Origin of the sequence: Delftia sp. WSY_7 (genome assembly GCF_043104845.1) — a bacterium.
Classification (GTDB): domain Bacteria; phylum Pseudomonadota; class Gammaproteobacteria; order Burkholderiales; family Burkholderiaceae_C; genus Comamonas; species Comamonas tsuruhatensis.
In genome coordinates, this window is the sequence record NZ_JBICLB010000024.1 from 1 (window position 1) to 22,408 (window position 22,408).

Below are 22,408 nucleotides of genomic sequence, written 5' to 3' on the forward strand. Positions count from 1 at the left end.
CTCCTTAGTGATATCTGTATGAAATCCAGCAGACCACCCATGCTTGGCATGGCGGCGCCGGTCCAATCAACCCACCATCGACGTCTTGCCTCTGGCGGAACTCAAGATGTTTGCTCCATCTACTGAGCTGCTTTTCGGCACCCACCAGCCGGACTTGAGGATTTTTTTGCCCCTCATTCTTTGCGATTCCATCATGCAAGCCGCAAGACAAGGCACGCCCCCTGCATGGAGTGCAGGAGGCGCGCAACTCTCGCGAGCCTGGCGTTCAAGACATCATCGTCACAGTCCCAGCGGCTTTGGAGGCTCCAACCCAAGATCCTGATAGCTGATGCGGAGATCCTCCACCTCGCGCCTATCGCACCAGCGGCGCCAGGCTTCACGCAAGCCCATGACCACGGACTTGGCGGCGATTTCCGCCTGGCGCACTTCCAACGCCTGCAGAGCAGGACGCAGCGACTGACGGATCAGCGCCAAACGCGGAAGGTTTGCGTTCCAGTAACGGGCCAATTGCAGCAGCCCGTCGAGGTCTGCCGCTGCAAAATCCTGCGTCAGCCCCACGCGCGCCAGGACTTCGGCAGACTGGCGCCCGCACAGCAGATCCCCCACCAGGGTCAGCGTGGGCACACCCATCCACAGTGCGTGATTGGTAACCACTCCGCCCGTGAAGGGGAAGGTATCCAGGCAGATATCGATATCGTGGTGCGCACGCAGATAGCCCTCGAATCCCATGCGGGACGAGAATTTCACGCGCTCCTCACAGATCCCGGCGTCCTGAAGCCAGCCGCGCAGATGAGCGGGAGGACCCGAGGGTTCACATGCACCGATCACCAGCCTTGCTGTGGGCAGTGCTTGCAAAATCGCTCCCCACACCTGAACGACTTCCCGATTGACCTTGACGAGACGATTGAAGGAGCCGAACGTGAGGTAGCCATTGCGCTGCGCGGGCAAGGAGGCGACAGGCTCTTCGTGGATACCACCGTCAAATACATAGGCGAGGGGCAGGCGCAGGATGCGCTCGGTCAGTTGCTCGCGGACAGCGGGCCGATCCAGGAAAAGATCACTCAGAACGATGTAATCCATGGTTTGCAATCCCGTGCCGCCAGGATTGCCGATCCAGGTCAGCTGCACGGGAGCGGGCCTACGCGCGAGGACATCGAGCCGATGCCCCTTGGTATGGCCGCTGAGATCTATCAGCACATCAATCCCATCCTCCTGCATCATGTGCACCAGGGCGTCGGTCGACATATCCTGCACGCCCCGCCATTGCTGGAACAGCTCCATGAACTCCTTGGTGACATCGTCATAGAGATCATTGTTGCAGTAGGCAATGCATTCGATCTCCCTGCACTTAGCCAGCTCCCTCATCGTTGGCAGGAAGAACTTGGCTGCGGCGTGCCCACGCAGGTCGGCAGAGACGAAGCCGACGCGCAGCACCTTGCCGGGATCCTTGCTGTTCCCATGCTGATGCTGAGGATCTCCATGCAAACGACGCATTAATTGGCCGAACTCCCGGCACGACTGGCCGATTTGCACGGCGCTTGCCCCGGGGAAATGCAGTTGCGTCAGCAATCGCGCGCTGTGCGCCCCTGCGCTGTTCGGATGCTTGACCAGCATTGCGTCATACTGGGCCAGCGCCTTTCGGACATCTCCACGGCGCCCCCAGTAAAGTGCCTTGATATACAGCAAGTCGTGGTCATCGTTCAGATGCGCCAAGCCTTCGCGCAGGGCAATCTCAAGGGCGTCGAGATCCATTTTCTCAAGCAGAAGCAGGCAACGCAGCCGATGCGCACGCGAGTCTCCCGGTGACTCCTCCAAGATGGCGGCAAGCAGTTCCAGCGCTGGCTCCCATCTCTCCTGGGAAAACAGCACATAGGCCAAATCAGCTCGAGCCAGCATGCGGTTGGAATCGCCACTCAGCTCCACGATCCTGCGCAGCACCGTTTCACGCTCGGCCAGTCGAGCGGCATCGCCAGAGAGGGAAAGACTCAGGCCAACCATGGCCATGAACAGATCGGGCTCCTGTTGCAGGGCCTGGCGGTAGGCCATTTCAGCCTGCAGATTCCAGCCCAGCTTGCGCATCCAGTCCCCACACGCCAAATAAAGCTTGGAGTCCAGGGGCTGCAGCAGCAGCATGCTGAGGAACTGGGCGCACAGTTGGGGCCGACCGCCTTCATGCAGCGCGCTGATCAGGCGGAACTGGACCAGTGCCTGGGATTCCACATCGGCCGCCAGCAATAGGGCCTGGACAAAATGAGTGTAGGACGCCTGAGCCTGTCCTTGGGCTAGCAGGGCATTGCCTAGCAATTCATGGGCTTTCGACGACTGCGGCGAAAGCAGGACAGCCTGGCGCAGGGCGGGTTCGGCCTGCGCAGCTTCCTTCGCCTCCAGATGCACCTCGCCAAGGAGCATGAACAAGCTCGAGTCTCGGGGCAATGCCGCTGTAGACTGGTATGCCGCTTTCAGGGCAGCGGCACGGTCACCACGCTCCAGCTCCATGTTGATCTTGGTTTGCCACAGCAAGGCACTGCGCGGGTAGTCATGCAAGGCCGAAGCCAGCAAGTCGTCCGCCTGTTTGAAGCTCCTTTGCTGGAGCTGGCGGGACAGCGCCTTGAGCAATTCCGCGGGAATCTGCATCTGTGGTGCAGGTGTATCAGGGCTTGGGGGCGGGCATTGGGCCTCCCAAGCGACGACCTGCGCCTCCAGGAATGCTGCGGCTTCCACCCCTTGCGTCAAGGCCAGATCCTTTTCCAGGCGCTCCAAGGCGATCTGCTGCATGCCTTGACTCCTGGCCAACTCGATCAGCGAGCGCGCCATATCGCTCAGCCCCTCGCGGATCAGCATATTGATATAGGTGCGCCAGTATGCAAATGCCCGCGGCTTGGCGCCGATCGCAGCCTCCAGGTAAGGCATGGACTCAGCACTGAGCAACATGTGCTGGCCGAGCAACAAGCCCATGCCATAAAGCGCTTGGTGATCACCAGGGGCGTGTCTCAGCGCCTGTGCGTAGGCCTCGCGTGCTGCATCGAAATCCCATTGGTCATGCAGTTGCAGCGCCTGCTGCAGATAGTTGGCATCAGTCATTGGTTCTCAGGTCGGATCAGGTGCCTAGTTCAGTAAAACATCAAGGCAAATACCGACTATCCTGCCGCACAGTGCCCATGTGCAGACTCCGGATCAACAGAGTGAACCCCCCGTTTTTTGCACAATACACGGCGAGGTGCGAACGAATGCAGGAGCACCTCATCCTATGCCCCGCGGTCCAGACCTCATGCAGGCATCGGGTAGCCGCGCCTCAGCGCCTGTGCCTTCTCGGTCCTGCCAAGCTGTTCATACATCACGGCCAGATTGTGGGCGGCCAAGTAGCTGCCTCTTCCAGCCACACTGCCGTGACGGCTTGGCGCCACCTCGCCGATTTCTAGACAGCGCTGCCAAGCTGCCTCGGCCATCGCCAGCCAGTGATCAGCCTCGCCAGGAGAGCCATCAATGGCGACATCCAGCATCAGCCCTCCCAGTGCGAAAAAGAAGTCAGGCGAATCTGGCCACATTTCCATTTGCGCCTGCGCAAATTCCATGCCCTCCTCATAGCGCCCCGCCTTATCCAGGCAGTAGAGATACCGGATGCAGAGGTCATGCTCATAGGCCGTACCTTGGCACAGGCCTGCCAGCGCTCCAGCAAAGTAGTCACATGCATCGGAATAGTTCCTCCCGAGTTCGGCATCCACGCCAAGCTGGTAGCGGACATAGGAACTTTCCGGGCTTGTGCCGAGTTCCCGCAGCAACAGGCGCCGATTCCTTCCCTGTTTTCGCTGCATCTGGTCAGGCAGATATCCATCGTGCAGAACGACGAGCGGTGTTGCCACACGCGGCAAGTCAGAACAGGGCTGCTCGTGCACCACTCCCTGGTAACGCACCCCTCTCGGGAGCAGTCTGGTGATCGATGATTGACCGACTTGAATGAAGCGCTCACTCTCGAAAGTGCTTTGTATTTCCACGGTTCCCAACATGTGCGCCAACGGGCCCAAGACGCGCAGCCACTCCCCTCCCGCAGACAACCACTCGTCCGCATCCAGCACCAGATTCCAGTCGGCGTCCGCCAGCTCCAGTGCCCTGTTTCGAGCAGCGGAAAAATCGTCACACCATTGGAAATGGTGCACCTGGGCTCCGCGCCCGGATGCAATCTCGGCCGTTCTGTCAGTGGAGCCTGTGTCCAACACCACGACGCGGCTCACGAAGCTGATGGCACTGTCTATGCATCGCGCAATGCACCGCTGCTCATCTTTGGCGATGATGACCAAGGCAATGTCGGGGAGCGTTCTGGAGGACGGCATAAATGGATCAAGTAAAGAGAAAGCAGGCCGAAGAATAAAAAACTGGCAGCCCGCACACAATCATCGCTGATCGCCGCGCATGAACAAGCTTCCTGCCACGGTCACAGCGCCATGGCAAGGTAGAACCGCCAATCTGAACGCCAATCACCTAGCTTTTTCCCTCAACCCTGCCGAGTCACTGCCTCACAATCCACTCCCATGCTTGTCATCATCGGATACATCGTCGCCTTCGGTTGCATCTTCGGCACCTATGTGCTGCACGGGGGCAACGTCCAGGTCATTCTCAAGGCACTGCCTTTTGAAATGATCACCATTGGCGGCGGCGCCATCGGCGCCTTCATCGTGTGCAACCAGCCCAAGGTGCTCAAGGCCACGGCCAAGGCCATCCCTGGCGTGATGAAGAGTTCGCGCTACACCAAGGCCCGCTTCATGGAGCTGATGGCCCTGCTGTACGAGATTCTGCAAAAGGCCCGCAAGGAGGGCCTGATGTCCATCGAAGGCGATGTGGAGGCACCCAACGAGTCGCCCATCTTCACCAAGTACCCCGAGCTGCTGGCGGACCACCATGTGGTGGAGTTCCTGACCGACTATCTGCGCATGATGGTGTCGGGCAATCTCAATTCCCACGAGATCGAGTCGCTGATGGACAGCGAGATCGAGGCCCACCACGCCGAGGCCCATGCCCCCGTCAACGCACTGACCCGCCTGGCTGGCGCCCTGCCCGCCTTCGGGATCATTGCGGCCGTGCTGGGCGTGGTGAACACCATGGGCTCGGTGGGCCAGCCTCCTTCGGTGCTGGGCGGCATGATCGCCTCGGCCCTGGTCGGTACCTTCCTGGGCATCTTGCTGGCCTATGCGCTGGTGGAGCCCATGGCCGGCCTGGTGGAGCAGCGCGCCCAGGACGCCGCCAAGGAACTGGAGTGCATCAAGACCACCTTGCTGGCCAGCATGCAGGGCTACAACCCCGCCACCGCCATCGAGTTCGGCCGCAAGGTGCTGTTCTCTACCGAACGCCCCGGTTTCCTGGAACTGGAAACCCACGTCAAGGGCAAGAAGTAATCCTGCACCCAGCAGCGTCAAGCCATGGCAGAGAAAAAGTTACAGCCGATCATCATCAAGCGCGTCAAGAAGACGGCGCATGCGCCCCACGGCGGCGCCTGGAAGATCGCCTACGCCGACTTCGTGACCGCGATGATGGCCTTCTTCCTGCTGATGTGGCTGCTGGGCTCCACGGCCAAGGGCGAGCTGCAGGGCATCGCGGCGTATTTTTCCTCGCCGCTGAAGGTGGCGATGGCCGGCGGCGATGGCGCAGGCAACAGCTCCAGCGTGATTCCCGGCGGCGGCAACGACCTGGCCAAGGTGCACGGCCAGGTACGGCGCTCCGAGGCGGCCGACAGCTCCAACCGGCGCACCAGCGTCGATTCGGGCCGCGCCGATCAGGCCCAGGTGGACTCCAACCGCATCAAGGCACTCAAGGCCAAGGTGGACGCGATGATCACCAGCAATGCGCGCCTGAACGAATTCCGTTCTCAGATCCGCACCGACGTGACGCCCGACGGCCTGCAGATCCAGATCGTGGACGAGCAAAACCGCCCCATGTTCGACAGCGGCAGCGCCCTGGTCAAACCGTATATGCGCGACATCCTGCGCGAGGTGGGCGCGGCGCTGGCAGGCGCGGAAAACCGCATCAGCCTGTCCGGCCACACCGACGCGGCCCCTTACGGCAATGCCGACCGCGGCTACAGCAACTGGGAGCTGTCGGCCGACCGCGCCAACGCCTCGCGCCGCGAGCTGGTGGCCGCCGGCATGCCCCTGAACCAGCTGGCACGCATCACGGGCCTGGCCAGCAGCGACCTGCTGCTGCCCGACGATCCGCGCGCGCCCCAGAACCGGCGCATCACCATCACCGTGCTCACGCAGGAGGCCGAAAAGCGCCTGCTGGGCCACCGTGGGCCCGTGACGCGCAACGCCTTGCCGCCGTCATTGGCCGGCGGCACCGCGAATGCAGCCACAGCCGAAGCCACGGCCGGCGAGACTGCCGCGCAGCCCGCTGCCGCCGCGCCCGCAGCCGCAGCCGCCCCTTCGGCGCCCGCGTCACCTGATCGTGTAACAAATTAAGGTTTGAGCCCGATGCTGCCGAAAAGCAGGAAAATTCCCACATTGCGCCAAGAAGGTTTCATATTGTTACCATCGCGGCGGATTCTTACCAGTACCGAGCACCTACCGACCGAAAGGGCCTCACGTGGCTAATGCCCTGCGTTTTTTGATCGTTGACGACTTCTCCACCATGCGGCGCATCGTGCGCAATCTGCTCAAGGAGAGCGGCTTTCCCGAAGCCGATGAAGCCGAAGACGGCGTCGTGGCACTGCACAAGCTGCGCAACAGCAAGTTCGATTTCGTGGTGACGGACATCAACATGCCGAACATGAACGGCTTCCAGCTGCTCACCGAAATCAAGCAGGACGACAAACTCAAGCACCTTCCCGTGCTGATGGTGACGGCCGAGGCCCGCAAGGAGGACATCGTGGCAGCGGCCCAGGGCGGTGCGGCAGGCTACATCGTCAAGCCCTTCACCAAGGCCACGCTGGAAGAGAAAGTCAACCTGATCCTCAAAAAGCTGGGCCTGTAGGGCGCGCGCCATGAGCAACCCGGATGTCCCCGACAGCGTCCACTACAAGGTAGGCGTTCTCACGCGCCAGCTGCATGACTCGCTCAACGAGCTGGGCTATGCGGACCGATTGCGCGGCAGCATGGGTGAGCTGCCGGATGCGCAAAGCCGCCTTTCCTACATTGCGCGGCTGACCGGAGAGGCCGCCGAGAAGGTCCTCAACCGTGTCGAGCTGGCCAAGAGCCAGCAGGACCGGCTGGCCGAGCGCGTGCGCGCCATGCGCGCGCAGCTGGTCGAGGATCCCGTGGCGGCCGTGGCCAAGGGCCGGGTGATGAACTTCCTCGAAGAGGTCGAGCAGGACACGCAGCAGGCCGATGAGCACCTCACCGAGATCATGATGTCCCAGGACTTCCACGATCTCACGGGCCAGGTCATCGCCCGCGTGGTGTCGCTGGCCGCCGACCTGGAGGACCAGCTGGTGCAGCTGCTCATCCAGACCTCGCCCAACCCGCAGCAGACGGCGCTGGAGCCGCTGGAAAAGCCCAAGGAGCACCTGGCCGGCCCCGTGGTCGATCCCGAGAAGACACCCGATGTGGTGACTTCACAGTCCCAAGTGGACGATCTGCTGGCCAGCCTGGGGTTCTGACACACCCCGGGGCGCCATGCGCCTTTGCATTTGCATTTGCACGGCAACCCTTCCCGCTGCGGGGCAAGGGTTTGCCGGCGTGCCGCTGCCTGCCGCACCACAACCCAGACAGCGCATAAGCGCCGCTTGAGCCCTGCTTATCGGGGCTTCGCCCATCCGGCTTGTTCCGACAATGACGCAAATCCTTCCGTCATTGCGCCATGGACTCCAGCCAAGACAAAAACCTGCCAGCCACCGAACGCAAACTGCAGAAAACGCGTTCTGACGGCCAGGGTGCGCGCTCCCGGGACCTGTCCCACCTGGCCATCCTGGGCACGGGCGCGCTGATGATGCTGATGGGCGCCGAGCCCCTGATCCAGCACCTGCGCATGGCGCTGGCCCAGCAACTGGCGTTCGACGCGCACACGGCCAAGACCCCGGCCCTGATGATGGAGCGCATGCTGTCCATGGGCAGCCTGGGCCTGAAGATTTCCCTGGGCGTTGCCGCCGTGACCACGGCCGCGGCCGTGCTGTCGGGCATGCTGGCCGGCGGCTGGATCCTGAGCCTCAAGCCCATACAGCCGCAGTTCAACCGCCTCAACCCGCTGTCGGGCCTGACCAATCTGTTTTCCAAGCAGCAGATGGTGACCGTGGCCAAGATGGTGGCGATGACGGCCATCCTCTCCTTCGTGGCCTGGAAGTTCCTGAGCAGCCACATCGCCGAGATCGCCGCCATCTCCTCCCAGCCTTCGGCCATGGCGCTGACCATGACCGGGCAGTGGCTGGCCAGCGGCGTGGCCCTGCTGCTGCTGGTGGTGTTCCTGATGGCCGTGATCGACGTGCCGCTGCAGGCCTACCTGTTCAAGTCGCGCCTGAAGATGAGCCACGAGGAAGTCAAGCAGGAGCACAAGGAGTCCGACGGCAACCCGCAGATCAAGAGCAAGATCCGCCAGAAGCAGCGCGAGATCGCCGACCGTGCCAGCGTCAACGCCGTGCCGCGCGCCGACTTCGTGGTCACCAACCCCACGCACTATGCCGTGGCGCTGCGCTACGACGAAAAGACCATGGCCGCCCCGCAGGTCATCTCCAAGGGCACGGACCTGGTGGCGCTGAAGATCCGCGAGGTCGCGGGCGCCCACAAGATACCGGTGCTCGAATCCCCGATGCTGGCGCGCGCCCTGTACGCGCACGCCGACCTGGACCAGGCCATTCCCGCCGCGCTGTACACGGCCGTGGCCCAGGTCCTGGCCTATGTCTACCGCCTGAAGGCCGCGCTGCGCGGCGAAGGCCCCATGCCTGGCGATCTCGGCGAACCCGCCGTGCCCGCCGAACTCGATCCGCACCAGGGCCGCCGCGCGCCCGCCGCCGCGACCACTGAAGGTACTGCTCCATGACGACGAATCCGCTCCAATCCCTGCAATCGATGTGGTCGGGCGAGAACACCAGGTTCGCCCAGGGCCTGATGGCGCCGCTGCTGGTGGTGGCCATCCTGGCGCTGATGGTGCTGCCGATTCCGCCGTGGCTGCTGGACACGTTCTTCACGCTGAACATCGCCGTGGCGCTGATGGTGATGATGGTGGCGGCCTACATGATCCGGCCGCTGGACTTTGCGGCCTTCCCCTCGGTGCTGCTGCTGACCACGCTGATGCGCCTGTCGCTGAACGTGGCCTCCACCCGCGTGGTGCTGCTGGAAGGCCACACCGGCCCCGGAGCGGCCGGTGCGGTGATCGAGGCCTTCGGCCACTTCCTGATCGGCGGCAACTTCGCGGTCGGCCTGATCGTGTTCGCCATCCTGGTGGTGATCAACTTCGTGGTGATCACCAAGGGTGCCGAGCGTATCGCCGAAGTCTCGGCCCGCTTCACCCTGGACGCCATGCCCGGCAAGCAGATGGCCGTGGATGCCGACCTGAACGCCGGCCTGATCGACGAAAAGGAAGCCAAGCGCCGCCGCGCCGAGGTGCAGGAGGAAGCCAACTTCTTCGGCTCCATGGACGGTGCCAGCAAGTTCGTGCGCGGCGACGCGGTCGCCGGCATCCTGATCCTGGTGATCAACATCATCGGCGGCTTCGCCATCGGCATGATCCAGCACGGCCTGTCGGCCGGCCAGGCCGCCGACAGCTACATCCTGCTGGCCGTGGGCGATGCGCTGGTCGCACAGATCCCCGGCCTGCTGATCTCGGTGGCCGCGGCCATGGTGATCTCGCGCGTGGGCAAGGAAACCGACATGGGCCAGCAGATCGCGCAGCAGCTGTTCATGTCGCCCAAGGTGCTGGGCATCACGGCCGGCGTGCTGGGCCTGCTGGGTGTCATTCCGGGCATGCCCCACGTCGTGTTCCTGAGCACGGGCGCACTGCTGGGCTGGCTGGCCTGGATGCTCTCGCGCCGCCAGCAGGAACGCGCCGCCCAGCAAACCCAGGCCCCTGCCCCCGTGGCCGCGCCCAGCGACGGCGAAGCCACCTGGGACGACCTGCAGCCCGTGGACCTGCTGGGCCTGGAGCTGGGCTACCGCCTGATCACCCTGGTGGACAAGGGCCGCCAGGGCGACCTGCTGACCCGCATCAAGGGCGTGCGCCGCAAGTTCGCACAGGAAGTGGGCTTTCTGCCCCCGGCCGTGCATGTGCGCGACAACCTGGAGCTCAAGCCCAGCGCCTACCGCATCACCCTGCGCGGCGTGATGGTGGGCGAGGGCGAGGCCTTCCCCGGCATGTTCCTGGCCATCAATCCGGGCGGCATCAGCACCCCGCTGATCGGCACCCAGACCACCGACCCGGCCTTCGGCCTGCCCGCCCACTGGATCGACGAACGCCAGAAGGAAGCGGCACAAATGGCAGGCTTTACCGTGGTTGATTCGGAAACCGTGATGGCCACCCATTTGTCACACTTGATGCAAGTGCATGCCGCCAAGCTGATCAGCCGTACCGAGACGCAGCAGTTGGTGGAGCATGTGGCCAAGCTGGCTCCCAAGTTGATCGAAGAAGTCATTCCGAAAATGGTGTCCATCACGACGTTCCAGAAAGTGCTCCAGCTGCTGCTGGAGGACTCGGTGCACGTCCGCGACATCCGCACCATCATCGAGACGCTGGCCGAGCACTCCTCGACCACCCAGGACCCCGTCGAGCTGGCCCGCCGCGTGCGCATTGCGCTGTCGCCGTCCATCGTCCAGCAGATCTACGGCCCGACCCGCGAGCTGAACGTCATCGCCATCGAGCCCGGACTCGAGCGCCTGCTGGTGCAGGCCCTGTCCAACCCCGGCGCCCCCTCACTGGATCCCGGCGTGGCCGAGATCCTCACCCAGAAGGCGGCCGACATGGCCAACCAGCAAGAAGAGCTGGGCCTGCCTGCCTGCCTGCTGGTCCCCGATTCCATCCGCAACTCCATTGCCCGCCTGGTGCGCCGCGTGGCGCCGCGTCTGCAGGTTCTCGCCCACAGCGAGATCCCCGAGACGCACACCATCCGCATCGGCTCGATTCTTAAAGGTGCATCCGCATGAACATCAAACGCTTCTACGCCCCTACCTCCCGCGAGGCCCTGGCCAAGGCGCGCATGGCTTTCGGAGCGGGCACCCTGATCCTGTCCAACCGCAGCACGCCCGACGGCGTCGAGGTCATGGCCACGGCCGAGGACACGCTGGAGCACAGCAAGGCCGCCGCCAGCAGCACGCCGCTGCAGCAGGCCATCGAGCGCCGCTCGGCCGAGGAGACCACGGGCCTGCGTCCCCAGCTGCAGGCCCAGCTGATCCAGGCACATACCCAGCCGCGCACGGCACAGCAGGCTTCGCCGGCGCCCTCACAGGCGGCTTCGCTGGCAGCCTCGCTGTCGGCAGATGGTGCCGAGCCCGCCGGCCTGCGCCAGAGCGTGCAGGAAGACACCGAGCAACTGGCCATGAGCACCCTGTCCTTCCAGGACTACGTGCGCGAACGCATGCTGCGCCGCCGCCACGAGGCCGGCGTCGACGAGCCCCTGCCCAGCTTTGCCCAGCGCCGCAGCCTGGGCGACGCCCTGCGCGAAGCGCCGGCCGCCGCGCCCATGGCCGCACAGCAGCCGTTCAAGGCACAGCCCGCGCCTTCCGTGGCCCGCCACAATCCGCTGCGCGCCAGCGCCGAGGCGCCGCTGCGCGAGCCCCTGCGCAGCGAACCCGCTCCAGCCATGGCCTCCCAGGCGCTGCGCGATGAGCTGCAGTCCGTGCGCGACCTGATCGAAGAGCGCTTCAACACCCTGACCTGGCTGGGCCAGACGCGCCAGAACCCCATCCACGCCAATCTCACGCACAAGCTGATCCGCGCGGGCTACTCCCCCGTGCTGGCCCGCGCCCTGGTCGAGCACATGCCCCAGGACCTGTCCGCCGGCGACGCCGTGCGCTGGCTGATGCAGGTGCTGGAACGCAATCTGCGCACCGACGCCGGCCAGGAGCCGCTGTACGAGCAAGGCGGCGTCTTCGCCCTGGTGGGCTCCACCGGCGTGGGCAAGACCACGACCACGGCCAAGCTGGCGGCCCTGTGCGCGGCCAAGTACGGCGCCTCCAGCGTCGGCCTGATCACCCTGGACACCTACCGCGTCGGCGCCCACGACCAGCTGCGCTCCTACGGCCGCATGCTGGGCATGGTCGCCCACCTGGCCCATGACCGCGCCGCGCTGCAGGACCTGCTGGGCCTGCTGGCCAACAAGCAGCTGGTGCTGATCGACACCACGGGCGTGGCCCCGCGCGATCCGCGCAAGGACGAAATCCTGGACCTGCTGGACCTGCCCGGCGTGCAAAAGCTGCTGGCCGTGAACGCGGCCGGCCAGGGCGATGCGCTGGACGATGTGATGCAGGCCTTCAAGGCACGCGGCTCCAGCCAGGCCATCCTCACCAAGGTGGACGAGGCCGTGAAGCTGGGCCCCTCGGTGGACACGCTGATCCGCCACCAGATGCAGCTGCGCGGCGTGACCAACGGCCAGCGCGTGCCCGAAGACTGGGAGCGCGCCGATGCGCAGCAGCTGGTCTCCGCCTCCATGCGCGCCTCCACCCGCTCGGCCTTCGATCCCAAGGCGCTGGACCTGGACTTCTTCTTCACCCCGTCCAGCCCCAGCACCATGGACAGCGAGGTCAGCCATGCTTGAGACCTTCCCCCAACTGCACCAGGGCCTGGGCCTGCACGGCCAGCCCGGCGCCGCAGCACCGTCCAGCCTGCGTGTGCTGGCCATGCTGCGCGACACGGCGGCCGACCCTGAAGGCCAGTCCGAGCAATCCCTGCTGTGGCCGGTCTGCGCCAGCCTGCAGCGCCTGGGCATGCCCGTCCTGGTGCTCGATGCCAGCCAGGGCGAGGCGGCCGACGCGCCTGGCCTGGCCCAGCTGCTGCAGCAAAGCGCCTGGCAGGCCCGTACCGGCCTGCACCCCGACCCCCGTCACAGCTCGGTGGCCGTGCTGCCTGCCCGCCAGGGCCTGGAGCTGCTGCCCCTGCAGGCACGGCAAGCCGGCATGACGCCCATGCAATGGCTGCAGCGCCATGTGCGCGGCTATGCCATCGTCATGCTGTATGCCGATGCCGACACGCTGGCCCGCAATCTGCCCGGCCAGGCCGTGCACCCGCTGATGGTGCTGCCCGAACACGGTCCCCGCGTGCTGGGCTGCTACCGCCAACTCAAGCAGCTGGCCGTGCATGCCGGCCTGCGCTGCCTGCTGGCGCCGCTGCTGCCCGGCGCTGACCCCGTGGATGTGACCAGCTACGATTGGCGCCGCGGACAGACCGGTGCCCGCAGCCAGGCCGAGGATGCGCAACGGCGCCAGTCACAGATCGACGCGCTGCTGCGCTGCGCACAGCGCCATCTGGGCCACGCGCCCGGGCTGCTGCCCGTGCGCCTGCACCATGCACCGGACCTGCAGCGCCTGGCGCTGCAGTTGCTCAACCATGCGGGCAGCGTATTGCCGCATGGCGGCCAGGACCTGGCCGCCGGCTACGCACCGCTGCCTGCATCCCATGCCTGGAGCCACTGACTGCCATGTACACCGCCAAAGGCCAACTCGACCGCGATGCACTGATCCGTCGGCACGTACCCCTGGTACGCCGGATCGCGCTGCACATGATCGCCAAGCTGCCTCCCAATGTGGAGCTTGATGATCTGATACAGGTCGGAATGATCGGCCTGGCCGAAGCCCTGTCCCGCTTCGAGAGCGAGCAGGGCGTGCAATTCGAGACCTTCGCCAGCCAGCGCATCCGCGGCGCCATGCTCGATGAACTGCGCGAGGGCGACTGGATGAGCCGCAGCTCGCGCAAGAGCCAGAAGGACATAGAGCACGCGCTGCACCGCCTGGAGCAGCGCCTGGGACGCACCCCGCTGGAGTCCGAGATCGCCGACGAGCTGGGCATGGACCTGGACGACTACCAGTCGCTGCTGGGCAAGGTGCGCGGCACGCAACTGGTCTACCTGGAAGACATGTCAGGCGGCGACGAGGGCGAGGACTTCCTCGAACGCCACGTGGCCGACAGCGGCGCCGACCCCTTTGCGCTGCTGCGCGACCACCGCCTGCGCGTGGCCCTGGTCGAAGCCATCAAGGCCCTGCCCGAGCGCGAGCAGTACATCATGGGCATGTACTACGAGCACGACATGAACCTCAAGGAAATCGCCGCTGTGCTGGGCGTGACCGAATCGCGTGTGTGCCAGCTGCACAGCCAGGCGATTGCGCGCCTGCGTACGAAGATGCGGGCGCATTGACTGGGGGCACCCCCTGAGGCGCTGACGCGCCTTCCCCCTCTCTACCCGCTTCGCGGGGGAGGGGGACGACACCCTCGCGGCGGGGCGGCCCTTGCTCGGTGTCCCTCGCTTTGGGCCTCGTCGGTTTTTTGCGCTGCTGGTCTGATCTATGTTTGCGGGTCGATACAGTCTTCCCCGCCTTCCGCCCCCTCCCCCTCTCCTCTCTCCCATTCCCTTTTCTATGCGCTGCCGCGCATGGCCTGGACTTCGCGTTCGAAGATGCGCCAGAAGGCGGGTTCCTGCGTGGTGGCGAAGTTGATGCGCATGCAGGTGCTGGGCTGGCGGCCGGCGTGGAACATGGAGCCGGGGGCGATGAAGTAGCCGGCGTCCAGCAGGCGCTGGGCCAGGGTTTCGGTGTCCACGCCGGTGTCCACCCAGCCGAACATGCCGGCCGGCTCGGCCGCGAAGCGGGCACCGGCCTGCTGGGCCAGTGCCACGCTGCGCATGCGGGCCTGGGCCAGGTGCTGGCGCAGGCGCTCGGCATGGCGGCGCAGCTGGCCCTGGTCCATGCAGTGGGCCAGGGCGCGTTCCGTCAGTGCGGGGGTGGTCAGCGTGGACAGCAGCTTGGTGTCCACCAGGCGCTCCACCAGCGCAGGCGGCGGCGCCAGATAGCCCACGCGCCAGTTGGGCGCCAGCAGCTTGGCGAAGCCGCTCACGTAGATGCTGTGGCCAAGGCGGTCCAGCACGGTCATGCGTGCGGCGTGGTCGGGCGCGATCTCGCCATAGGTATCGTCCTCCACCACGTAGAAGCCGAATCGCCGCGCCAGCTGCAGCACCTCGTGGGCGCTGGCCGGCGACAGGCTGTACCCGGTGGGGTTGTGCAGCACGCTCACGCTGACGTAGAGCTTGGGCGCACAGCTTTCGCAGTACCGCTGCATCACGGCCAGGTCCGGCCCGTCGGGGCCGCGCGGCACGGGCAGCACGCGCATGCCCAGCGATGCCAGGCGCGCGAACTCCACGGCCCAGCCGGGCTCCTCCACCATCACCGGATCGCCCGGCTGCAGCAGGGCCCGGCTGACCACGTCCAGCCCATGCGTTGCGCCCATGGTGGTGATGATGTGCTGCGGCGCCGCCGCAATGCCCAGGCGCGCCAGGCGCCGCGACAGCGCCTCGCGCAGGCTGAGGTCGCCCAGCGGGTCGCCATAGCCCACGCAGGAGTCGTGCAGGGATTTTCCCGAGCAGGCCTTGCGCATGGCAGCGGCCAGAAAGCCTGCCTCCAGCCATTGGGCCGGCAGCACGCCCGCGCCGGGCTGGGGCCTGCCGCCCACGCTCTGGTGGAACATGCCGCGCACCAGCATGGAGGCATTGATGCGCGTGCCCTTGGGCGCGCCGGTGGCCTCGTCCGCAGGCGCGGCGCGGGCCTGTTCGGACTGCAGCAGCGGTGCGTCCTGCACGAAATCGCGCACGAAAAAGCCGCTTTGCGGCCGCGCCTCGACCAGGCCCTGGGCCTGCAGCAGGTCATAGGCGGCCACCACCGTGTGCGTGCTCACGCCCTGCTGGCGCGCGCATTCGCGCACCGAGGGCAGGCGTGCGCCCGCCGGCAGCAGGCGCATGCGGATGCGCTCTCCCAGGCGTTCGGCCAACTGGGTACTCAGGGTCTGCGGCGCCAGCCGCGAAAGGGGAACGGGCATGAGAGGGTCACCAAAACGTCACTGTATCGGGATGGGCGCCGATACAGAACATGCAATTGAGGGTTCAACTGTATTGGTACTGTACAGGTCTTGCACCTATATTGCAGGCATTCGTGCTGCGGAGCAGGCCTGCCGTGCCCTCCTCCCCAACAGCCCCTTGCCGCCTGTATGGAGACCTCCGGGGCCACCGCCTCATGCCACTGTCCGAACTCACCGCCTTGCTGCTGCTCGCCGCTTCCATGAGCTTCAGCCCCGGCCCCAACACCACGCTGTCCACGGCCCTGGCCGCCAACCACGGCCTGCGCCCGGCGCTGCGCTTCGTCCTGGCCGTGCCCGTGGGCTGGTGCTTGCTGCTGGTGCTGAGCACGGCCGGCGTGGGCGCGGCGATCGTGGCGGCACCGCTGCTGCTGTGGCTGGTCAAGGCCGCCGGCATCGGCTACCTGCTGTGGATGGCCTGGCGCCTGAGCCGCAGCGCACAGATGGCGTCACTGCAATCTCAGCAGCAGCTGCAGGTGGGTTTCTGGCAGGGCGTGGGATTGCAATTCGTGAACATCAAGGCCTGGCTGCTGGCCCTGGCCATTGTGGCCGGCTGGCTGGCGGGGCACGACGACCTGAGCGAGCGCCTGTCCGTGGTGCTGCCCGTCATGGCCGCCTATGCCTTCTCCAGCAATCTGCTGTATGCCTGCGTGGGCGCACTGCTGCGCCACTGGCTGGCCCAGGGACGCAGGCTGCTGTGGTTCAACCGTGCCATGGCGGCCATGCTGGCGCTGACGGCGATGTGGATGGTGGCCGCATGAGGGTCCGCCATCCACACCCAGGCAAAGGCCGTACTGGCCTGCCCAGCTATTGAAGGGAGGATGCGCAGACCCTTCACGGCCGCGACAAAATACCCTCATTGCCGGCGCAAGAGCGAAAGCACCATCCGCACTGCGCTCTTCACATGCGGCCGGCCCGTGCCCCACGACGGCATGGCAATCCATACCAGCCCGCCCGCATGGCGGGCACCGCAAAGACCTGGAACTGCTTTTTTTATGACGACCTGGACGCTGGCAGACCGTGCTGCCAAGATGAACCCCTCCGCCATCCGCGAAATCCTCAAGCTCACCGACCGTCCCGGCATCATCAGCATGGCGGGCGGCCTGCCCTCGCCGCTGGCCTTCCCGCTGGACGCGTTCACCCAGGCCTGCCAGACCGTGATGCAGCGCGATGGCGCAGCGGCCCTGCAATACGCCACCAGCGAAGGCTTCGCGCCCCTGCGCCAGGCCGTGGCCGACTTCCTGCCCTGGGAAGTGGACCCCGACCAGGTGCTGATCACCACGGGCTCGCAGCAGGCGCTGGACCTGATCGGCAAGGTCTTCCTGGACCGCGGCAGCCGCATGCTGGTCGAAAAGCCCACCTACCTGGGCGCGCTGCAGGCCTTTGCGCCGCAGGAACCGATTCCCGTGGGCGTGGACAGCGATGACGACGGCATCCTCGTCGAGGACTTCGCCACCAAGGCCGGCACCGGCGCCGACAAGGCCCGCCTGGCCTACGTGCTGCCCAACTTCCAGAACCCCACCGGCCGCACCATGGCCGAGGCACGCCGCCAGGCCCTGGTGGACAAGGCGCGTGAACTCGACATCCCGCTGATCGAGGACAACCCCTATGGCGACCTGTGGTTCGAGCAGCCCCCTGCCCTGCCGCTGGCCGCGCGCAACCCCGAAGGCGTGATCTACCTGGGCTCGTTTTCCAAGGTGCTGGCCCCTGGCCTGCGCATCGGCTTCCTGGTGGCGCCCAAGTCCGTCTACAACAAGCTGCTGCAGGCCAAGCAGGCGGCCGACCTGCACACGCCCGGCTTCAACCAGCGCGTGGTGTCCGAGGTCATCAAGGACGGATTCCTGGACCGCCACGTGCCCACCATCCGCGCCATGTACAAGCGCCAGCGCGACGCCATGCTGGCCGCGCTGGAACGCGAGATGGCCGGCTTGGACGTGCAGTGGACCCGTCCCGTGGGCGGCATGTTCCTGTGGGTTCGCCTGCCCAAGGGCATGGATGCGCAAAAGCTGCTGCCCGCCGCCGTGGAACGCGGCACGGCCTTCGTGCCCGGCGCGCCGTTCTACGCGGACGAGCCCCAGGCCAACACGCTGCGCCTGTCGTACGTGACGGTGTCGGCCGAGCAGATCGACAAGGGCATCGCCGCCCTGGCCGACGCCATCCGCTCCACGATGTAAACCACCCCCTGAGCGGCTAGCGCCGCTTCCCCCTCTCTACTTGCTTCGCAAGGGAGGGGGACGACGCCCTCGGCTAGGTGCCCCCGCCGTGAGGCGGCTCTTGCTCGGCGTCCCTGGTGTTTGGGCCAGTTACCTGCTTGGGCCAGAGGGAAGCCGACACGCAGTCGAACCAAAGTCCGGCTTGCCGTCGGCTTTTCCATCCTCCCTTCCATCTGCCCATTGCCATGACACCTGCATACGTCTCCCGCCAGCGCCCCTTCATGACCGTGGACGTGTTCACGGCACGGCCCTACCTGGGCAATCCGCTGGCCGTCGTGCTCGACGCCACCGGGTTGACCGATGCGCAGATGCAGTCCTTCGCGGCCTGGACCAATCTGTCGGAGACCACCTTCGTGCTGCCGCCCACCGAGGCCGGCCGCGCCGCAGGCGCCGACTACCGCGTGCGCATCTTCACGCCGGGCGGCGAGCTGCCCTTTGCCGGCCATCCCACGCTGGGCAGCTGCCACGCCTGGCTGGCGCAGGGCGGCGTGCCGCAGCAGGCGCAGCGCATCGTGCAGGAATGCGCCAAGGGGCTGATCTCGATTGCGCGCCAGGACGGACGCCTGGCATTCCAGGCACCGGCCACCGACATCGGCGCCGTGGAGCCGGGCCTGCTGGCCGAGGTGGCTGCCGCGCTGGGCGCGGAGCCCGGCCAGATCCTGCGCGCCGCCTGGCTGGACAACGGCCCGCGCTGGATGGGCGTGCTCTTCGAGCATCCCGATCAGGTGCTGGCGCTGGAGCCCGACCATGCAAGGCTCAAGGCGCTGAACACCAAGGTGGGTGCCTGCGCGCTGTACGAAAGCGCGCAAGATGCACCGGCACTGATCGGCCGCAGCAGCCGCGAGGCACGCGCCTTTGCCACGGGCCAGCGCCCGGCCGGGGCCGATGCGGATGCCGCCCCCAGCCTGGAAGTGCGAGGCTTCGCCAGCCCCGTCGGCGTCACCGAAGACCCCGTCACCGGCAGCCTCAACGCCAGCCTGGCCCTGTGGCTGCGCGGCGAAGGCCTGCTGCGCGCGCCCTACATCGCCAGCCAGGGCTGCTGCGTGGGCCGCGACGGCCGCGTGCATGTCAGCGAGGACGCCCAGGGCGCGCTGTGGATAGGCGGCCATGTGGTGGAGTGCGTGAGCGGCCAAGTGCTGTTGTAGGGCCTGCCGGGCTGCTGGAATCTGTCGCCAAGGCGGCAGCCAGTCGCCCGCAGGACAAACGTCGGCGCCAGCGCTGGCCACAATCCGCGCCATGGGAACCCTCTATCTTGTGCGCCATGGCCAGGCCTCGTTTGGTGCCGAAGACTACGACCAGCTCAGCGAACGCGGCCAGGCGCAATCGCAAAGGTTGGGTGCCTACTGGCGAGAGCGCGGCCTGCGCTTCGACGCGGTCTACACGGGCACGCTGCGCCGCCATGCGCAGACGCTGGCCGGCATTGCCGAAGGCCTGGGCAGCCTGCCTGCCGAGCAGCACCGCACCCAGGCGCTTGCAGGCCTCGATGAATACGACAGCGGCGCGCTGCTGCAGGCCATCCATCCGGCGCCCCTGCCCAAGCCCGACACGCCCGAGCTGTACCGCCACCACTTCCGGCTGCTGTGCGATGCCCTGGCCCAGTGGATGGCCGGCACCATCAGCCCCAAGGGCATGCCCAGCTGGGACGACTTCTCCGGCGGCGTGCGCCAGGTGCTGGAGCGCGTGCGGCATGAACATGCCGACGAAAACGTGCTGCTGGTCAGCAGCGGCGGCCCCATCTCCACCGCCGTGGGCCATGTGCTGGGCACCTCGCCGGAGGTCACCATTGCGCTGAACATGCGCATCCGCAACAGCGCCGTGACCGAGTTCACCACCAGCCCCAAGCGCCTGATGCTGCAGACCTTCAACACGCTCAACCACCTGGACACGGACGAGCACCGCAGCTGGATCACGCACGCCTGATCCAGCCCCGGCCAGGCCGCCACACGGCTATTGCGCCAGGGCATAGCAGCCAGAACACGGGCGATCTGGGCCGGCCTGCGCTTTTGCGCCACACTGGCCGGCCAGGAGACAAAAGACCCATGAACAAACGCCGCTTCACGCGCAGCGCCCTGGCCTGCGCGGCCCTGCTGCTGGCCGCCATCACCAGCCAGGCACAGCCCCTGTCGAACAAGCCCATCCGCATCGTCGTGCCCTTTGGCGCAGGCGGCGTGGCCGACGTCACCTCGCGCGTCGTTGCGCAAAAGCTGGCCTCGCAGCTGGGCCAGCCCGTCATCATCGACAACAAGCCCAGCGCGGGCGGCATCGTCGCAGCCGACACCGTGGCCAAATCCGCACCTGACGGACACACGCTGTTCCTCATGTCCAACGGCAGCGCCGTCACCGTGGGGCTGTTCAACCAACTGCCCTTCGACATGGTCAAGGACTTCACGCCGATTTCCACCCTGGGCTACTTCGACATCGGCGTGCTCACCGCCAGCGACTCGCGCTTCAGGAACCTGGGCGAGCTGGTGGCCTGGGCCAAGGCCAACCCCGGCAAGCTCAACATCGGCAGCATCGCCATCGGCAGCACCCAGCATCTGGCGGCCGAACTGTTCAAGACCACCGCCGGCATCGACGCCCAGATCGTGCCCTTCAACGGCACGCCCGCCGTGGTCACGGCGCTGCGGGGCAGGCAGATCGACGCGGCCGTCGAAATCCTCACGCCCATCATGGGCCAGATCAACTCCAAGGCCGTCAACCTGCTGGCCATCACCGGCGACAAGCGCTCGGCCCTGCTGCCCGGCGTGCCCACGGCCCAGGAATCGGGCATCAAGGGCTTCGTCGCCTCTTCCTGGAACGCCCTGGCCGCCCCCGCCAAGACCCCTCCGGAAATCATCGCCCGCCTGAACAAGGAAATCGCCGCCGCCGTGAATTCCCCCGAAGTCACGCAGAAACTGCGCGAAATGAACGTCCAGGCCCAGTCCAGTACGCCCGAGCACACCGCGCAATTGCTGCAATCGGAAATCAAGCGCTGGGGCGACGTGATCGTCCAGGCCAAGATCCCGAAACAGTAAAAAGGGCCGAGCGCAGCGAAGGCCCGCAACAACTCCCCGTATGTCAGCGCCTGCGTCGTGGCGGTTGCGGGGTTGCAGTCCTGCCGAAGGACAGGACTGCTTCGTCATCTGACTCGCCGTGATGTTTGAACGTAGCGCGCAGCGCGAAGAGAGTTTCACGGCGAACCCCGCAACCGTCACGGCGCAGGTGGCCCCGCAGCGCAGCGAAGGGGTCGCGGACATTTGGGCGCATTTCTTTGCCTACTTTCTTGCTGCGCCGCAAGAAAGTAGGTCGGCCGCCGGGCCGAGACCCGGCCTCGAAAAACCACCTTCCGGCAGGGTCCAAAAACGAACCCGCAACAAACCTACAACGGCTCCGGCGCCCGCCCCACCGTATCTGGGGCCAGTGCATGCATCTCCGAGAGCAACTGCACCAGCCCTCTAGCCGACGCCTGCACCATGGCTGCACCACGCTCGGCCGCAGCCCCGGCTGCATTGCCAACGGCGCCGCAAACGTTGTAATCCTCGATGGCCCAGCCCATCTTGGCGCTTCGCCCGTTGCCCAGCAAGGCATGCCGCTGCGCCCGATCCTCCGAAGTGGAATGAAAGTCCCGCGCATGCTCCATGCGCACGGTCGAAGGCGCCAGGTGCAGCATCATCGACGTCTCCACCTCCCCGCCATGGATGCCGAAGCGGTGCTCATGCGCGCTGAACTGCGCATTGGCCGCATCGTCCACCAGGCCGAACCAGCTGCTGCTGTAGACCAGCAGGCCGTGGCGCATGCGCAGCTCGCGCGCCACGATGTCCATCACGCTGACCTGTCCGCCATGGCCGTTGAGCAGCAGCAGCCGGCGCACGCCGGCCCGCGCCACGCAGGCGCCCAGTTCGGTCCACAGCGCGATCACCGTGGCGGGCGACAGCGTCAGCGTGCCGGCAAACGATTGGTGCTCCACGCTGAAGCCGATGTTCTGAGGAGGAAGAAAGAGCACGGGCAGGTCGGCCGGCAACAGCGGCAGGGCCGCATCGATCACGCCCTGCAGCAGGCGGGCATCGACGGACAGCGGCAGGTGCGGCCCATGCTGCTCCACGGCGGCCACGGGCAGCACCGCCACGGTTTCCGCGGCAAGCCCCGCCTGGGCCAGCGCGAAATCGCGCGCCGATACTTCGGCCCACCAGCGCGATGGCCAGGTACCGAGGGACGTGTGTGGAGGCGGGGAGCTTGGCATGGCCATGATCTTAGCC

The 22,408-nt window shown here is 66.2% G+C and carries 18 protein-coding genes; 14 read left to right on the forward strand and 4 right to left on the reverse strand.

Features of this window, described 5'->3' with window-relative positions; translation table 11 throughout:
• Window positions 1-279: 279 nt before the first annotated feature.
• Window positions 280-3,081 carry a tetratricopeptide repeat protein gene (locus tag ACF8ME_RS10275; RefSeq protein ID WP_392416305.1) on the reverse strand — a complete coding sequence of 934 codons (2,802 nt, stop codon included), beginning with the start codon at window positions 3,079-3,081 and terminating at the stop codon, window positions 280-282.
• Window positions 3,082-3,266: 185 nt separating this feature from the next.
• The gene (locus ACF8ME_RS10280) at window positions 3,267-4,295 is read right to left on the reverse strand and encodes a glycosyltransferase (protein ID WP_392416307.1); all 1,029 of its coding nucleotides are present in this window, start codon (window positions 4,293-4,295) and stop codon (window positions 3,267-3,269) included.
• 231 nt (window positions 4,296-4,526) lie between these two features.
• Between ACF8ME_RS10280 and motA the strand changes: the two genes are divergently transcribed.
• From motA to ACF8ME_RS10325, 9 genes are all read left to right on the forward strand, one after another.
• Window positions 4,527-5,387, forward strand: a complete 861-nt coding sequence (gene motA, locus ACF8ME_RS10285) for a flagellar motor stator protein MotA (protein ID WP_016449292.1) — start codon at window positions 4,527-4,529, stop codon at window positions 5,385-5,387.
• A gap of 24 nt (window positions 5,388-5,411) precedes the next feature.
• Window positions 5,412-6,446, forward strand: coding sequence for a flagellar motor protein MotB (motB, locus tag ACF8ME_RS10290; RefSeq protein WP_392416308.1), 1,035 nt, complete (start codon window positions 5,412-5,414; stop codon window positions 6,444-6,446).
• A 124-nt stretch (window positions 6,447-6,570) separates the two neighbouring features.
• Window positions 6,571-6,957 carry a chemotaxis response regulator CheY gene (gene cheY, locus ACF8ME_RS10295; RefSeq protein ID WP_012202534.1) on the forward strand — a complete coding sequence of 129 codons (387 nt, stop codon included), beginning with the start codon at window positions 6,571-6,573 and terminating at the stop codon, window positions 6,955-6,957.
• Between the two features lie 10 nt (window positions 6,958-6,967).
• Entirely contained in the window at window positions 6,968-7,582 is a 615-nt protein-coding gene (locus ACF8ME_RS10300) for a protein phosphatase CheZ (protein ID WP_016449290.1), read from the forward strand.
• A gap of 200 nt (window positions 7,583-7,782) precedes the next feature.
• On the forward strand, window positions 7,783-8,955 hold the full coding sequence (locus ACF8ME_RS10305; protein WP_016449289.1) for a flagellar biosynthesis protein FlhB: 1,173 nt from the start codon (window positions 7,783-7,785) through the stop codon (window positions 8,953-8,955).
• Window positions 8,952-11,051 carry a flagellar biosynthesis protein FlhA gene (flhA, locus tag ACF8ME_RS10310; protein ID WP_016454350.1) on the forward strand — a complete coding sequence of 700 codons (2,100 nt, stop codon included), beginning with the start codon at window positions 8,952-8,954 and terminating at the stop codon, window positions 11,049-11,051. Before ACF8ME_RS10305 ends, flhA begins: the two co-directional genes overlap by 4 nt.
• Complete coding sequence (flhF, locus tag ACF8ME_RS10315; RefSeq protein WP_016449287.1) at window positions 11,048-12,661, forward strand: flagellar biosynthesis protein FlhF; 1,614 nt, start codon at window positions 11,048-11,050, stop codon at window positions 12,659-12,661. The genes flhA and flhF overlap by 4 nt, the downstream gene beginning before the upstream one ends.
• Window positions 12,654-13,535, forward strand: a complete 882-nt coding sequence (locus ACF8ME_RS10320) for a hypothetical protein (protein WP_016449286.1) — start codon at window positions 12,654-12,656, stop codon at window positions 13,533-13,535. The genes flhF and ACF8ME_RS10320 overlap by 8 nt, the downstream gene beginning before the upstream one ends.
• A gap of 5 nt (window positions 13,536-13,540) precedes the next feature.
• Window positions 13,541-14,254, forward strand: coding sequence for an RNA polymerase sigma factor FliA (locus ACF8ME_RS10325; protein ID WP_012202528.1), 714 nt, complete (start codon window positions 13,541-13,543; stop codon window positions 14,252-14,254).
• A 218-nt stretch (window positions 14,255-14,472) separates the two neighbouring features.
• Here the strand turns inward: ACF8ME_RS10325 and ACF8ME_RS10330 are convergent, their stop codons facing one another.
• Window positions 14,473-15,924: a PLP-dependent aminotransferase family protein gene (locus ACF8ME_RS10330; protein ID WP_016454351.1), complete on the reverse strand. Its 1,452-nt coding sequence runs from the start codon at window positions 15,922-15,924 to the stop codon at window positions 14,473-14,475.
• 194 nt (window positions 15,925-16,118) lie between these two features.
• On the opposite strand from ACF8ME_RS10330, the gene ACF8ME_RS10335 reads away from it, so the two are divergent.
• The 5 genes from ACF8ME_RS10335 (at window position 16,119) to ACF8ME_RS10355 (ending at window position 21,187) form a co-directional block, all read left to right on the forward strand.
• Window positions 16,119-16,721 (forward strand): LysE family translocator, encoded by a 603-nt coding sequence (locus tag ACF8ME_RS10335; protein ID WP_392416310.1) that lies wholly within the window; start codon window positions 16,119-16,121, stop codon window positions 16,719-16,721.
• 234 nt (window positions 16,722-16,955) lie between these two features.
• Window positions 16,956-18,134 (forward strand): PLP-dependent aminotransferase family protein, encoded by a 1,179-nt coding sequence (locus tag ACF8ME_RS10340; RefSeq protein WP_392416312.1) that lies wholly within the window; start codon window positions 16,956-16,958, stop codon window positions 18,132-18,134.
• Window positions 18,135-18,358: 224 nt separating this feature from the next.
• Window positions 18,359-19,318: a PhzF family phenazine biosynthesis protein gene (locus ACF8ME_RS10345; protein ID WP_392416314.1), complete on the forward strand. Its 960-nt coding sequence runs from the start codon at window positions 18,359-18,361 to the stop codon at window positions 19,316-19,318.
• A 91-nt stretch (window positions 19,319-19,409) separates the two neighbouring features.
• On the forward strand, window positions 19,410-20,093 hold the full coding sequence (locus ACF8ME_RS10350; protein WP_016449281.1) for a histidine phosphatase family protein: 684 nt from the start codon (window positions 19,410-19,412) through the stop codon (window positions 20,091-20,093).
• A gap of 119 nt (window positions 20,094-20,212) precedes the next feature.
• On the forward strand, window positions 20,213-21,187 hold the full coding sequence (locus ACF8ME_RS10355; RefSeq protein ID WP_392416316.1) for a Bug family tripartite tricarboxylate transporter substrate binding protein: 975 nt from the start codon (window positions 20,213-20,215) through the stop codon (window positions 21,185-21,187).
• Between the two features lie 344 nt (window positions 21,188-21,531).
• On the opposite strand, the gene ACF8ME_RS10360 is transcribed toward ACF8ME_RS10355, so the two are convergent.
• The gene (locus tag ACF8ME_RS10360; RefSeq protein WP_392416318.1) at window positions 21,532-22,392 is read right to left on the reverse strand and encodes a creatininase family protein; all 861 of its coding nucleotides are present in this window, start codon (window positions 22,390-22,392) and stop codon (window positions 21,532-21,534) included.
• Between the last annotated feature and the right edge of the window lie 16 nt (window positions 22,393-22,408).